The 14354-nt window shown below is 35.5% G+C and carries 10 protein-coding genes and 2 pseudogenes; 4 read left to right on the top strand and 8 right to left on the bottom strand.

Annotation, left to right across the window (positions count from 1 at the left end):
• Positions 1–238 precede the first annotated feature (238 nt).
• From AB1284_RS00245 to AB1284_RS00230, 4 genes are all read right to left on the bottom strand, one after another.
• On the bottom strand, positions 239–2878 hold the full coding sequence (locus AB1284_RS00245) for a YhgE/Pip family protein (protein WP_429752582.1): 2640 nt from the start codon (positions 2876–2878) through the stop codon (positions 239–241).
• 260 nt (positions 2879–3138) lie between these two features.
• A complete protein-coding gene (locus tag AB1284_RS00240; protein ID WP_429752584.1) occupies positions 3139–3930 on the bottom strand; it encodes an endonuclease/exonuclease/phosphatase family protein in 792 nt (263 codons plus the stop codon).
• A 3-nt stretch (positions 3931–3933) separates the two neighbouring features.
• The gene (locus AB1284_RS00235) at positions 3934–5574 is read right to left on the bottom strand and encodes a PTS transporter subunit IIBC (RefSeq protein ID WP_429752586.1); all 1641 of its coding nucleotides are present in this window, start codon (positions 5572–5574) and stop codon (positions 3934–3936) included.
• 190 nt (positions 5575–5764) lie between these two features.
• Positions 5765–7429, bottom strand: coding sequence for a glycoside hydrolase family 13 protein (locus AB1284_RS00230; protein WP_429752588.1), 1665 nt, complete (start codon positions 7427–7429; stop codon positions 5765–5767).
• Between the two features lie 357 nt (positions 7430–7786).
• Between AB1284_RS00230 and AB1284_RS00225 the strand changes: the two genes are divergently transcribed.
• Positions 7787–9511, top strand: a complete 1725-nt coding sequence (locus AB1284_RS00225; protein ID WP_429752590.1) for a hypothetical protein — start codon at positions 7787–7789, stop codon at positions 9509–9511.
• Here the strand turns inward: AB1284_RS00225 and AB1284_RS00220 are convergent.
• The 3 genes and pseudogenes from AB1284_RS00220 to AB1284_RS00210 form a co-directional block, all read right to left on the bottom strand.
• Positions 9508–9750, bottom strand: a pseudogene (locus AB1284_RS00220) (lipoprotein BA_5634 family protein); the annotation flags it as partial. The gene AB1284_RS00225 and the pseudogene AB1284_RS00220 sit on opposite strands and share 4 nt — an antisense overlap.
• Before the next feature lie 54 nt (positions 9751–9804).
• Entirely contained in the window at positions 9805–10731 is a 927-nt protein-coding gene (locus tag AB1284_RS00215) for a methyl-accepting chemotaxis protein (RefSeq protein ID WP_429761864.1), read from the bottom strand.
• Between the two features lie 15 nt (positions 10732–10746).
• Positions 10747–10932 (bottom strand): annotated as a pseudogene (locus AB1284_RS00210) (HAMP domain-containing protein); the annotation flags it as partial.
• 507 nt (positions 10933–11439) lie between these two features.
• Here AB1284_RS00210 and AB1284_RS00205 point away from each other — a divergent pair.
• The 3 genes from AB1284_RS00205 (at position 11440) to AB1284_RS00195 (ending at position 13744) form a co-directional block, all read left to right on the top strand.
• Entirely contained in the window at positions 11440–12162 is a 723-nt protein-coding gene (locus AB1284_RS00205; RefSeq protein ID WP_429752592.1) for an amino acid ABC transporter ATP-binding protein, read from the top strand.
• A gap of 17 nt (positions 12163–12179) precedes the next feature.
• Positions 12180–12965, top strand: coding sequence for an ABC transporter substrate-binding protein (locus AB1284_RS00200; RefSeq protein ID WP_429752594.1), 786 nt, complete (start codon positions 12180–12182; stop codon positions 12963–12965).
• A gap of 92 nt (positions 12966–13057) precedes the next feature.
• Positions 13058–13744, top strand: coding sequence for an amino acid ABC transporter permease (locus AB1284_RS00195; RefSeq protein WP_429752596.1), 687 nt, complete (start codon positions 13058–13060; stop codon positions 13742–13744).
• Positions 13745–13821: 77 nt separating this feature from the next.
• Here the strand turns inward: AB1284_RS00195 and AB1284_RS00190 are convergent.
• A partial coding sequence (locus AB1284_RS00190) for a fatty acid desaturase family protein (RefSeq protein WP_429761845.1) occupies positions 13822–14354 on the bottom strand: 533 nt, incomplete at its 5' end.

The raw sequence follows: 14354 nt of genomic DNA, 5'->3' as shown, positions 1-14354 counted from the left end.
ATAATGTATCGGCGCTTCGACACAATATAAAGTGAAACTTTCATCAGTGATGCTTTTCTCACTGATGGAAAGCTCTCACCAATCAGGCGCATGCCAGCCGTTTTCTTCCCCGCTCTTCTCCAGCCTTTACTGCCCGTTCATGCGGGATAAAGACCCTTCAACGATGTTCGACATACTTAACCTACACTCGCTCTTCATAAACAAAAGGTTCCTGCCCATCGGCAGGAACCTTTTTCTATTAATGAATTAACTTACTTCCTTTTGCGTTTTCTACAAACTTACTGCTCGACTTATTAATTGGCTTTTTCAAGAGCAGTGCAATAATAAGCATGACAACTACCCATACACCCAATGCGAGAAGATCTTTCCATACAATATCCCACAGCATACCGCCAACTGTCTCACGGATGATTCTAATCGCATACGTAAACGGTAAGAATGGATAAATAGCTTGGAAGAATTTCGGCGTCATCTGAATTGGAAATGTTCCACCTGAACCAGCAACTTGTAGTACGAGTAAAATAACCGCCATTGACTTTCCGACGTTCCCAAATACAGAAACGAGCGAGTAAACAATGCAGACAAATACCGCACTAATCAACATACTAAATAGAACAAACCAGAATTTATCTACTACATAAGTACCTAGTAAAAACATATCGCCCATCGCTACGATAAACGCCTGCGCAAGGCCAACCGTTAAGAACGTTAAGAAACGCCCAAAGTAAATGTGATAACTTCTATACTCCGCATCTTCCTCATGTACTTCTACCGTTAACAATGAAACCATAAGTAATGCTCCTACCCATAACGCTAACACTGTATAGAACGGCGACATCGCTGAACCGTAGTTCGGTATTGGATATAATTTATTCTCTTTTAAGCTTACTGGGTTTGCGAAGTAATCACTTTGTTTTTCTACGTCATGCTTTAACAAACGAATGATATCCTTTAAATCTTCTTGTGATTCAAATTCGCGAATTTTATTAGCAATTTCTGTTATTTTCTTCTGTGCATCAGGAAGTTCAGCTTTTACTTTTTCAACTTCTCCCTTGCCAAGAACCAAACCTTTCGATGCATCATCCAGTACTTTCTTCACATCAGGAAGACTTTTATTTGCTTCACTTAAGATTTGTGATGTATCTTTTGACATTTGTTTTGTACGTTCAATAGCATCATTAAAACTTGGAACAATTTCAGAATCATATCTTCCTAAAATGTCGCCTAATGCCGCTGAAGCATTTTTAGACGCGGCATTTATACCATCAACTACATCCTTTGCAGGTTTCTGTCCTTTATTCATTGCATCTAATGCTAAATTTGCCCCATCGATTCCTTTTTGGAATTCACCTTTTACTTTGTTCAATTGATTAATTGTATTTGGTATATTTGTTGTTTTATTTAAATCCCCGGCAATTTTATCTGCATCATTTAATACTGGAATAATTCCATCTATCACTTGTATTCCAGCTGTCAAACTTGCTTTTAAAGAATTCAATCCGTTTTTCGCAGGGTCTAAATTTACTCCCTCTTGTTTTAATTGATCCAATTTAGGCCATGCTCCTAAAATACCGTCGATAATAGAAATTCCATCTTTAGCCCCTTGATCTAGTGCATTGATTGCATCTTGTGACGGCTGTTGTCCTTGATCTATAGCCTTAATCGTATTATCAATCTTCTTACTTGTATTATCTAATACAGTTTTTAAACCTTTCAATCGATTAATATTATCATTAAAGATTGTTGTGTTAAATGTTTCATTAAGAGTTTGTAACAATGAAATGATTGTATCCACTTGTTGACTTCTAACATCAATTTGACTTTTAATGATTTGAAGATTTTGTTTTGTCGTTTCAGGATCAACGACATTATTTTGTTTTATAGCATTTGCCATTTGTTGTGTAGATTCTAATACTTGGCGAGTAGATGCTAAAAAGCTTTTTACAGTTTTCGATGATTCTGTTAATGTTTGCTCGTTAATATTCGCTAAATCTAAATTCCCTGCTGGATTTTTCAAGAACTCTGTAATTTGTACCGCACCATCTGCAGACTGTTTTAGAAATGCTAGATTGTTTTTAATTGCTCCTGGTGCAGCTTCTAACGTTTTCGTATTCTGTGTAAAAAATGCATCTAAATCCTTCGTCATTTGTTGTCCATCTCGAATGACATTCTCAACGGTCGGCAATGTGTCTTGCGCTGTTTTCACAAGTTTTTGTGCTGTATCGGCATCCGTTAATGCCGTATCAACCAAATTGTTAATCTCCGGAAACTGCGTTTCTAATTTAAAAACAAGTTCTTTTACTTTTTCGATACTTGGTAAATTCGTTTCTAAATCAATCCCAAGCTCGTTGAAGATTTTAAAAATCTCACCATTCGCTGTTTTTACGAAGTTTTTACTTATTTCCTGTACAACACCTGATGCACCTGATGATGTAATCTTTGGTGCAATCGCATTAACCTTTTCATTCACATAATATTGAAGTTCTGGTTTTTGCGGATTATCACTTAATACCGTTGCAATTTTTTCGGAGAAATCTTTTGGAATGGTAATACTTGCGTAATAATCACCATGCTTTACACCATCTATTGCTTGCTTCTCATCAACGAACTTCCAACCGAGGTTTTTATTCTCTTTTAGGGAATTAACGACTTCTTTCCCTATATTAATGTCTTTCCCTCTTAAATTTGCACCTTTGTCTTCATTGGAAATTGCAATCGGAACATCTTTCGTATTGCCATAAGGGTCCCAAGAGGCTTTAATATTAAACCACGCATAGAGCGAAGGTAAAATCGTAAGCCCCAATATGATAACGATCGCAGCCCAATGTTTTGCTACATTCCGTATGTCTGTCGTATAAATACGCCATATTTGTTTCATATTTTTAATCACCTAATCATATATTTTTTCTTTTTCCCAAATTCATACATACATTTTGCCATTATATCACCGTTTATCGAGATTTTTAAATTAAAATAAGCAACACTTTCCCAGTAAGCTTTATACGTCATTATATAATGAACACATGTAAATTATAACACTGACTGACCGTTTTGGTTTTACGTTCAATAATTAAAATCATATATAAAATGTAATAAAAAAGCAACCATTCCGCATTCTACACGGTGGTTGCTTTTTCATTACACGTTAATTTGAACTTCTACACCAAAATGATCTGATACTACATTTCGGTTCATACCATTAAAAATCACTTGTGAGGAAACAACCTTCACAGGATGATTACTTAAAATAAGATCGATACGTAAATTATTCTTATTTTCATCCCAACCAGCAATCTTTCCTTGCACAGTTGTTCCTTCGTCTTTTCTTTCTGCTAATTCATACGTGTCGTATAGACCATTTTTTACGAGATAGTCATATCCCTCATTCTGCGTACGTGCATTGTTGTTGAAGTCACCCATTAAAAACGACAACTCATTATTATCTACATGATGCAATAAATGATCTACTTGCTTCTTAAACGGCTCTTCTTCATCAATCCACCAGCCAAGATGACAAGAATAAATTGTCACCGGTTCATTATTATAGGAAATTGTTGCGCTTACAATTTTTCGTGTTTTCCAATACGTTGTATCCGTACTGTCTGATACGAAAAACGAATTGCTCTTTGTAATGGAATGCTTTGTTAAAATTGCTAAACCTTCTTCATACACATCGTATCCAATATGAGCAAAATCCCATACAACGTCATATTTTGCCGCTCCAAGCTTCTCTAACTCCACTTGTAATAAACGTACAAAATTATCTTCTTTCATGTTCCCGGATACATTTCTTGCCTCAATTAATTGACTTACCTCTTGCAACGCTATGACATCATAGTCATTTTCTTGAATCGTTTTTGCCAAATAATGAATCTTTGCAAGTTGCTCATCTTCTTGCCATGAATGACAATTTAAAGTTAATAATTTCATTTGCTATGCACCTAAAATATCTTGAATGTCTGACTTTAATACATCAGCTTTCGGACCGTAAACAGCTTGTACCCCTTTATCTTTTACAATTAATCCAAGTGCCCCATTTTTCTTCCAATTCGATTCTGGTGCAACGATATCTAAATCTTTTACTGTTACGCGTAAACGCGTCATACAGGCATCTACATCGGCAATGTTATCTTTCCCGCCTAATAGCTCGATAACCGCTGTTGCTAATGAACCTTCTTTTACATTTGCTGCTACTTCTTCAGCCCCATCTTCATTATCAATGTAGTTACCCGCACGTCCTGGTGTTGGTAAATTGAACTTTTTAATTAAGAAGTTGAAGATTGTAAAGTTTAATCCAAAGAATATAGCTGATACAACAACAAAGTTGATAAGATCTCTTGTTAATCCTGCCTTAACGATCATTGGTGTACGAGTTAATAATTCAATAAAACCAAACGCATGGATGCGTAAATGAATAACATCTGCTAATGCGAATGCTACACCAGTTATAACTGCATAAACAACATATAGTACTGGTGCGACAAACATAAACATAAATTCAATCGGCTCTGTAACCCCAGTTAAAAATACTGCTAATGCTGCTGAGAAAAACATTGGTTTATATTTATGACGTTTCTCTGCATCTACATTGCGGTACATCGCAAATGCGATACCAATTAATGATGCAGTTGAACCGATAACTTGTCCTACTTTGAAACGTGCTGGAACAACATTATTTAATAAATCATGATACGCTGTCATATCACCCTTATTTATTAAGTTATTTAAGTCTGTAATCCACGCAAGCCATAATGGATCTTGTCCTGCTACAACTTGTCCTGCCTTGGCACCTGTTAAGATTGTGTACGAGCCGCCAAGCGCTGTATAGTTCATTGGAATCGTTAACATATGATGCAAGCCAAATGGTAATAATAAACGTTCAAGTGTCCCATATACAAATGGTGCAACAATTGGTGCACTATCCTTTGAAGCTGCAATCCAACGTCCAAATTCGTTTAATCCACTTTGGATGAATGGCCATACGAACGATAAAATAATAGCAGTGATTGTAGAACCAACGATTACTACGAATGGTACGAAGCGTTTTCCGTTAAAAAACGCTAATGCTTGTGGTAATTTATTATAGTTATAATATTTATTGTATAACGTAGCTCCTAAGAAACCTGAAATAATCCCTACAAATACTCCCATGTTAAGTGCTGGTGCACCAAGAACAGAAGTAAAGTAATCTTTTACCAGTAAATCTCCCGCTAATAAGGAAGAGACTTTCGCTTTTGAATCCGCTAACATTATAGCGTTTACACCAAAAATCGCTCCTGTAATTCGGTTTGTTAATATGAATGCTAGCAATGCTGCAAATGCACCGCCTGCACGATCCTTTGCCCAAGATCCCCCAATTGCTACAGCGAATAAAATATGTAAGTTTACAATAATTGCCCAACCGATATCTTCCATAACTCTAGCAATCGTTTGTACTGCAGCTACATCACCAGCAGACATACCGATTAGCTTACCAATGGAAATCATTAAACCAGCAGCTGGCATAACCGCAACTACTACTAATAAAGCTTTTCCAAACTTTTGCCAAAAATCGAAAGATGCAAGCTTCTTCATCCTTTGTTCCTCCTTTTTCTAAATTACAATCCCTCATGTATAAATAATAATTGCTTATCCCCTTACGAAAACATTTTTTACGCAATCGTTTTCATAAATTCATTTTAATAAAAGCGTTTTCATATTGCAATAATAATTTTATAAAAATTTGTCTTTTTTATAAAAAAAAGATGCTTATATAGCATCTTTTTTAATAAGTATAATAAACTCTTGTTTCATATGGCTTTAAAGTTATTGTTGTAATTGCATCATGCTCTTCTACTTCATAGTTATTTAAAAGCAAACGATTGCATTCTAGCTTATATGCAGCCTCATCATATACAGCTTCACTCTCTGATAAATTGCTGATTACAACAACTTTTTCATCACTTAACGTACGTGTATACGCATAAATTTGTGGATCATCTTCTAAAAGTAAGTCGTACGTTCCATAAGTAAACACTTCATGCTCTTTTTTCAATGCAATCATCTTTTTATAGAAATTTAAAATGGAATTTGAATCTGTTTGCTGCACATCTACATTAATTTCTTTATAATTTGGATTCATCCCAAACCAAGGCGTACCTGTTGTAAAACCGGCATTTTCCATACTGCTCCATTGCATTGGTGTACGTGAGTTATCACGGCAAGATGCCCAAATAATCTCCATAATTTCTTGATGAGGTGTCCCCTCTTCAATCTTTTGACGATATAAGTTCTTAATCGCCACATCGTCATAATCTTCAATACGCGGGAACTGAACATTCGTCATTCCAATTTCTTGACCTTGATAAATGAACGGTGTGCCTTGCATAAAGAAATACATTGCCCCTAAAGCTGTTGCACTTTCGCGCCAATATTGTTTATCATCACCCCAAGTAGAGACAATACGAGGTTTATCATGATTTTCCATATAGAGCGCATTCCATCCTTTATTTTCTAAACCTTTTTGCCACTTCGTTAAAACTTTTTTAAGCCCTACAACATCAAGTTCTTTTTTCTTTTCTGCATCCCATAAGCTTAAATGCTCAAATTGGAATACCATATTAAACTTCCCTTGCTCTTCTCCAACCCAAAGCTCAGCATCTTCAATTTTCACACCATTTGCCTCGCCGACAGTCATAATATCATAATTGGCAAATGTTCTTGCTTTTAACTCTTCTAAAAGCGGCTGAATACCATCAACATTCATATGTTTATCAAAAGAAGGTACATACTTGAGCCCTTTTGGATTCGGCATGTCTTTAAACCCTTCTTCTTTTTTAATATGACTAATCGCATCAACACGGAAGCCATCAATTCCTTTATCAAGCCACCAATTCACTGTGTCATATAACACCGCACGTACTTCTTCGTTTTGCCAGTTTAAATCTGGTTGCTTACGTGAGAACAGATGTAAGTAATATTGATCAGTTGCTTCATCATACTCCCAAGCAGATCCATTAAAAATACTTTCCCAGTTATTCGGTTCTTTTCCATTTTTTCCGTCGTGCCAAATATACCAATCACGCTTTGGATTATCCTTGGAAGAACGCGATTCAATAAACCACGGATGCTCATCACTTGTATGATTAATAACTAAATCAATAATAATCTTCATATCACGTTTATGCACTTCTGCTAATAGTTCATCAAAATCAGCCATCGTACCAAATTCGTCCATAATATCTTGATAATCACTAATATCATAGCCGTTATCATCGTTTGGTGATTTATACATTGGACAAATCCAAATTACATCTATACCAAGTTCTTTTAAATAATCTAGTTTTGAAATAATACCTTGCAGATCTCCAATACCATCGCCATTTGAATCCATAAAGCTGCGCGGATAAATTTGATAAGCTACCGCTTCTTTCCACCACGTTTTATTCATAATTTCTTCTCTCCTTTTGCACAAGTTGATGCAAACGTTTTCGTAAAGATATCATAACAAAATATGTGAAATTTGTAACGGGTTTTTTATCGTATATTACCACTTTTACTCATTTAATATGTTTACTGTTCCCTTTCTGATACATAAATGTCTATACTTTTTATCTCGCTATTCGCTGGCAGCCCCCCTCCTCAAGATAGAGAGAAAAATGAAAAAGATCGGGAGAACAATTTCTGGCATATACCAAATTGGACGAAATTCCCATACAGTTCATTTTAAAAATCCATTGCTTACATATAGCAAATCCATTATCTTTAAAAAAGTCTATTGTAATATTTAAAGTAATAGGGAGGATTTATGTTAACATCTTTAAAAATTAAAAAGTTATGCACCGCTATGCATAACCAAATTTTTGATATTCGTTATAAAGCAATGATAGAGCTACACGACATAACAGAAAACAAAATACCCATTCCAGTACTTATAGATCTCGTTTATGCTGCAAGTAAACAATATCCTAATCCCATAGATGAACAAGATGATCCAAGTTTTTGTATCCTTTCTTTCGTCAATCGATACCCAAACGAAACAATCATTGAACCAATATTAGAGTGTTTTTCCGATTTTTCATCACGAGCAAAGGAAGTTGCTCTTGAAACATTAGTAAAAATTGATGAATATAAAGGAATTCCTGCATTTTTGAAATTAGTTAGTATATGTGAGGATGAACAAGTAACCATTCCTTTCTGGTTATTGGAAGAATTAGATGACATTGCTCATCACATTTTCCCTCAACTTTTAAAGGAAATTGATGAAGGAGAAAAAGGGGTTCATATTCTGGCTTTATTATTACAACTGTTACTTCATAAAAAATACATATTAACACCATCCGATCAAGCAATGTTACAACATATTTTGCCATCAAAAGCACAGTCAGTATACAAAGATTATCAATCATTTGAGAAAGAATACTATATAGACAAAGTATATCAGCAATGGAATGAGATGTATCTCCCAATTCGTTCTGAGTTAAGCATATACTGCGGCATTATGGGATTTTTATGTGATACATACACAAGGGAGCTTCTCGAAAATTTCCTATCCCTAAAAGATGATTGGATCGCATGTAGTGCTCTTATCGCATTAACAAGAAAAGGAATCGAGCAAGAATTGGATTTATATGAAACATATGCAAAATTATCTGAGACTCGGAGTTTTCTATTTTTACAGTTACAACTTCTAGAACGAGAAGACTTGTTCCCATTACAATATAAAACACAAGAACAACTGGTATTAGGACAAATCGAAGAAATGTTGTTAGAAGGAACCTTCAAACATTTGCCTAGTACACATACAATTTGGAAAGAATGCGAGCAACAAGATGAAAATGGCATCGATTGGATATATTATGTAACAAAGTTTACAAGTGAACAAATGCCCTGGAAAGAAAAAGGAGAACTTACTACCGTTGCTCGTGTGCAAAAACAAAACTTAACAAGAGAATTAACAATAGAAATAGAAGCATTCACCGGATACGAAGAAGCTCATAAATATTCTGTTAAAGAGCATATAGAACGCGCAATTGAATTTGGCAGCAATGATGATGAAATTGCAATAATCAATGAAGAAATGATTTATCAATTTACACCTTCATTTGATTATCTCCGTCTCATTAGCTCTATTATACTAGCAGGATTTTCTATCTTTTATTTTAAAGACAAGAACCTAGTAGAAATCATGTTGATTGCCGCACTAGCTACCGCTTTAGTTTGGATTATTCAAAAAAACTATCGCGAAGTAAAAGCAACATTTGTTCATTTAAAACACGGTTACATTGAATATCAAACAATATATGATGCATGGAAAATCCGCACAAGTGAAATTGCTGCGATTACTTTTGAAAAAAGAAAATTCCGTAAAGGGGAACGCTTAGAGAAGCTCGCTTTTACTACAGACTATATAGTCTTTTATGATAAAAACCAACAAGAGCTTTTAGCAATTCCTTTATACCTATTGAATGAAGAACTGCTTTTCAATTGGATAGAACATGTCGTCCCACACGCAGCTGTTACAATTGATTAAAGAACAAATAAAGTGACACTTTCATCCGTGCAAAGTAATATAAAATAAGGTAGCGCATGAGCGCTACCTTGTTTTGGTAAACCTTTTGCTGGATTCTTATCAAACTTCAATACACCTACAGATTTTTCTTCACCATTAATTTTTGTATACGCTGCATCATCTATAATGGCAAACATATCAGCATATGAGCGGTCATCACCAATAATAATATTTCCTTCATACTTTAATTTACGACCGTCATAACACCTTTCGTTTACAACAAAATAAAAAGGAAGAACGATCATCGTTCTTCCCTATACCATAAACTGTGCAATTGTCTTCTTTAATTCCGCTGCCCGCTTCTCTAAATCTTTTGATAGCCGATCAATGAATATCATATTTTCAGATTGCTTCATTGTTACGCGAGCAACTTCCTGTGCTCCTGCAGAAGTTTCTTCAGCAATTGCTGCTACTTCCTTCGTTTGTATACCCGTTTCATGAATATAATTCATCTGTTCATTCATATAACTACTAATTTTTTGAATCGCATCCACTACTTCCATAATGCTTGCTGTCATTTCTTTTAAAATAACTTCTGTTGCTTCGCCGCGTTCTGCCTCTTCTTTCGCTACTTTCACTTGCTCTTTCATTTGTAGAGAAACATGGTTCACTTCGTTTTGCATATCATGCAATAACTTTGAAATATTTTGTGCTGAACTTGCACTTTCATCTGCTAATTTTCGTACTTCTTCAGCAACAACTGCAAACCCTCTTCCATGTTCTCCGGCACGCGCTGCCTCAATTGATGCGTTTAAGGCTAACAAATTCGTTTGGCTAGCAATTTCACTCACTAATAAGACAATATGCCCTACTTGCTTCGTGTGATCTTCTAGCTTTTGTACACTTTTCATCGACTGTTCATTTTCTCTTGCTAACATTTGAATCCCTTCAATAAGTGACACAAAAACACGTGTACTTTGCCCAAGCGCCTGCACCATTTGCGAAGATAATTGATCTGATTGTTTTGCTTTTTCTTCTACTTCACTTGCAATAGAAATTGTGGCATCAACAGTAGAAACAATCGTTTGAATAGAAGCAGCTGATTGCTCAGCTCCTACGGAAATTTCGGTGAGTGTTTCCGATACTCCTTGTGCTTGTTTCGTCGCCTCTCCTGTTTGCTCTCGAATTTGCTGTACTTGATTGTGTGTGTATGCAAACGTTGTATCAATATTTTTCACCATTGTCCGTAAATTTCCAAGCATCGCATTAAAAGCAACACTTAAAGAACGGATCTCATCATCTGCTTTTGGAAGAGAAACATCTTCACGAATATCTCCATTCGCCGCTTTATGGGCAGCTTCTTCCAGCTTTCGAAGTGGTTTAATAAGAAAATCTGCTGCAAAATATGCTAAAATCCCTGACCAAATAACCCCTAATATCATCACAATAATATTGTACATAGTTTGATTTATGTATTCATGAACATAATCATATACAACATAAATAAACACCAAACTTGTTGAATACGTAATAAGCGCTAAAATCGTCGTAAACAACACTAGCTGTATACGCAATCCAAAGGAAAAAGGCTTCTTTTCTTTCTCCATCCTAAGCTTCCCCCTATCTAAATGATATAAGTATCTTCTATATGTTATTATCTATATTTTTCATATAAAAAGATATATAGATTCATAAAATAAATAATTAAATTTTAAAATAAATAATTACACCTCTATTCCTTTCTATCAATGATCCTATATAACACACCTAAATATTGCTGTTTACAGATTTTATATACGACAATTTATCCCGCTATTCGCGGGCAATAAGATCCCCCACTTTATAATCCCTTTAAATTTTTAACAAAAAATAAAGGAATATGACAATTTATGACTAATTACCAAAAACAAGGTATTTTTATACACCTGAATTTCATTGGAGGGGGATGCATGATACAAGTTCAAAATCTAACAAAATCTTTTGGTTCCTTAAACGTGCTCAAAAACGTCAATTTACACGTGCAAGAAAAAGAAGTTGTTGTCTTAATTGGTGCAAGCGGTTCAGGGAAAAGTACATTATTGCGCTGTTTAAATTTCTTAGAGATGTATGATGATGGAGAAATTTCGATACAGGGAGAAAAAATCCATCCAAAACATACAAATCTAAACAAAGTCCGCGAAGATGTCGGCATGGTTTTTCAACATTTTAATTTATTTCCTCATATGACCTCACTAGAAAACATCATTGAAGCTCCTATTCACGTCAAGAAGTTAGACAAAACAAAAGCAACAAGCATTGCCTACGAATTGTTAGGAAAAGTCGGATTGCAAGATAAGGCTAACGTAATGCCCGATCTTTTATCAGGTGGCCAAAAACAACGAGTCGCTATCGCAAGAGCACTCGCAATGAATCCGAAGATTATGTTATTTGACGAACCTACCTCAGCTCTCGATCCTGAACTCGTCGGAGAAGTACTACAAGTTATGAAAGACCTCGCAAAAGAAGGTATGACAATGATTATCGTCACGCATGAAATGGGATTTGCCCGTGATGTAGCTGACCGCATCATTTTTATGGATGACGGACAAATCGTAGAAGATGCACCTCCAGAACAGTTTTTCACCGCTCCGTCAAATCAGCGTGCGAAGCAATTTTTACGAAACATTATATAAACATTGGAGGGGTTTTTATGAAACGAAAGATGTTTAAAGTAATAGCAGCGATTACATTATGTGCTTCTTTAGTATTAAGTGCCTGTAGTAAAGAAAGCAGCACTACATCAACAGACGGAAAGAAAGAATTTCGCTATGCAATGAGCGGTTTATATAAACCATTTAACTATAAAGAAAATGGCAAGCTTGTCGGCTTTGATGTCGAAATTGGTGAGGCACTTGCTAAAAAAATGAATATGAAGGCTGTTCCTGTAACAAATCCTTGGGAAACACTCATACAAGGTCTGCAAGCAAAAAAATATGATGTAATTTTAGGAAGTATGGCTATCACAGAAGATCGTCTCAAAGCGGTTAATTTTACGAATCCATATTATCGCTCTGGGGCACAAATTTTCGTTTCAAAAACTAACACATCAATCTCCTCTGCTGAAGATTTAAAGGGGAAAAAAGTAGGTGTCGTAAAAGCAAGTACATTCAAAACACTTGTTGCCAAGCAGACAAATCAAATTACAGAATACGATAGCGACATTACCGCTCTTATGGATTTAGAACCAGGGCGAGTTGATGCTGTTGTCACAGATCAAATGGTCGGTCTTCGTATGATGAAAGAGGGAAAATCAAATATAAAAGATGCTGGTAAACCATTATCTCTTGATGAAATGGCCATTGCTGTTCGCAAAGATGATAAAGAATTAATGCAAAAATTAAATAAAGCATTAGATGGAATCATTCAAGATGGTACATATGAGAAAATTAGTAAAAAGTGGTTTGGTCGTAACATTCTAGGCGAGAAAGCAAAATAAATTTTTATACATGAGTAGTGCCCCGCACCTTTCCTTAGGGCATTGCTATCATATTCATAAAATTAAAATCAACTCATATAGAGGTGATACTAATGATCGATATTTTCATATCTACATATCCAACGTTCCTAAAAGCAATTGTTCTGACATTACAATTAACAATAACCTCCTTATTGCTTGGATGCCTAATTGGATTGTTATTTGCTTTTTTTCGTATTTCCAATAGTAAACTCTTAAATGGAATTGCACATGTATACATTGCCATTATTCGTGGTATACCGTTAGTTGTACAAATTATGATTCTCTATTTTGGAATTACATCTGTTATTGTGTTATCACCTTTTTGGGCTGGCGCTATTGCCCTCGCTATTCATAACGGCGCCTATATTACCGAAATTTTCAGGGGTTCCATTCAGTCTGTAGACCGAGGTCAACTCGAAGCAGCTCGCTCTTTAGGAATGACATACCCATTAGCAATGCGACGTATTATTTTGCCTCAAGCATTTCGTTTGTCTATTCCGCCTCTAGGCAATCAGTTCATTATCGGCTTAAAAGACTCTTCACTCGTTGCCTATGTAGGAATGTCCGAGCTATGGGGATCCGGGCTTTCTGAAGCTGCTGCCAACTTTCAGCAACTTGAAACATATATTGTCGTCAGCATCTATTACCTTGTGCTGGTTCTTCTATTTACATACCTCGTTCATCTTCTTGAGAAACGATTAGCACGAAAAAATATGAATCATACACAACCCGCTAAGCAAAAAGAAATCCCTATGTAAAAAGCACGAACTCTTCATGAGTTCGTGCTTTTATCTTTATTATATAAAAATCACTGATTCTAATACCGAAATATATTTTAGCCGTTTTTTACATTTTTTACTTCTTCTATACTTTCCTCGCGATATTCAATATTCGCAGGATCTAATCCATTCCCTAAGGAACCGTATAGATGAGCTTTATGCGGATCAATTAACTCGCTACCTTGGTGGTACACACGCGGTGTATTCCAAAGCGCAGCTAAAGCTTTCCCCATCGGCATTTCATGATAGCGCTCTGGCCACATTTCTTTAATTTTCTCTTTTACTAATGGATAGTATTTTGAGCTCATACCTGGGAACAAGTGATGCTCTGTATGATATGAGAAATTAAAATGTAACACGTCTACCCAGCGCGGCACTGTTACTGATAAACAGTTGGCAAGCGGATCGTTTACAGGAACAATCGGATTCAAACGGTGATTTGTTGCGATATATCCCATTACAATAGCGTTTGCAATTAATAATGGAATAACGTAAGCAAAAAACCATTTTAAAGGTCCCATAATAAAAAATAAACTAATCCAAACTGTCCATGGTAAAAGAAGCTGAAGCCATACAGATTTTTGAGTTG

This window comes from Bacillus sp. S2(2024) (assembly GCF_050474045.1).
GTDB lineage: Bacteria > Bacillota > Bacilli > Bacillales > Bacillaceae_G > Bacillus_A > Bacillus_A yunxiaonensis.
This window is presented reverse-complemented; position numbering and strand designations above follow the sequence as displayed.

Excerpts from the sequence above, each read along its gene's own strand:
- AB1284_RS00240 (WP_429752584.1), bottom strand. The coding sequence starts at position 3,930 with ATGAAATTATTAACTTTAAATTGTCATTCATGGCAAGAAGATGAGCAA.
- AB1284_RS00245 (WP_429752582.1), bottom strand. The coding sequence starts at position 2,878 with ATGAAACAAATATGGCGTATTTATACGACAGACATACGGAATGTAGCA.
- AB1284_RS00195 (WP_429752596.1), top strand. The coding sequence starts at position 13,058 with ATGATCGATATTTTCATATCTACATATCCAACGTTCCTAAAAGCAATT.
- AB1284_RS00205 (WP_429752592.1), top strand. The coding sequence starts at position 11,440 with ATGATACAAGTTCAAAATCTAACAAAATCTTTTGGTTCCTTAAACGTG.
- AB1284_RS00235 (WP_429752586.1), bottom strand. The coding sequence starts at position 5,574 with ATGAAGAAGCTTGCATCTTTCGATTTTTGGCAAAAGTTTGGAAAAGCT.
- AB1284_RS00230 (WP_429752588.1), bottom strand. The coding sequence starts at position 7,429 with ATGAATAAAACGTGGTGGAAAGAAGCGGTAGCTTATCAAATTTATCCG.
- AB1284_RS00225 (WP_429752590.1), top strand. The coding sequence starts at position 7,787 with ATGTTAACATCTTTAAAAATTAAAAAGTTATGCACCGCTATGCATAAC.
- AB1284_RS00200 (WP_429752594.1), top strand. The coding sequence starts at position 12,180 with ATGAAACGAAAGATGTTTAAAGTAATAGCAGCGATTACATTATGTGCT.
- AB1284_RS00215 (WP_429761864.1), bottom strand. The coding sequence starts at position 10,731 with ATGGTGAAAAATATTGATACAACGTTTGCATACACACACAATCAAGTA.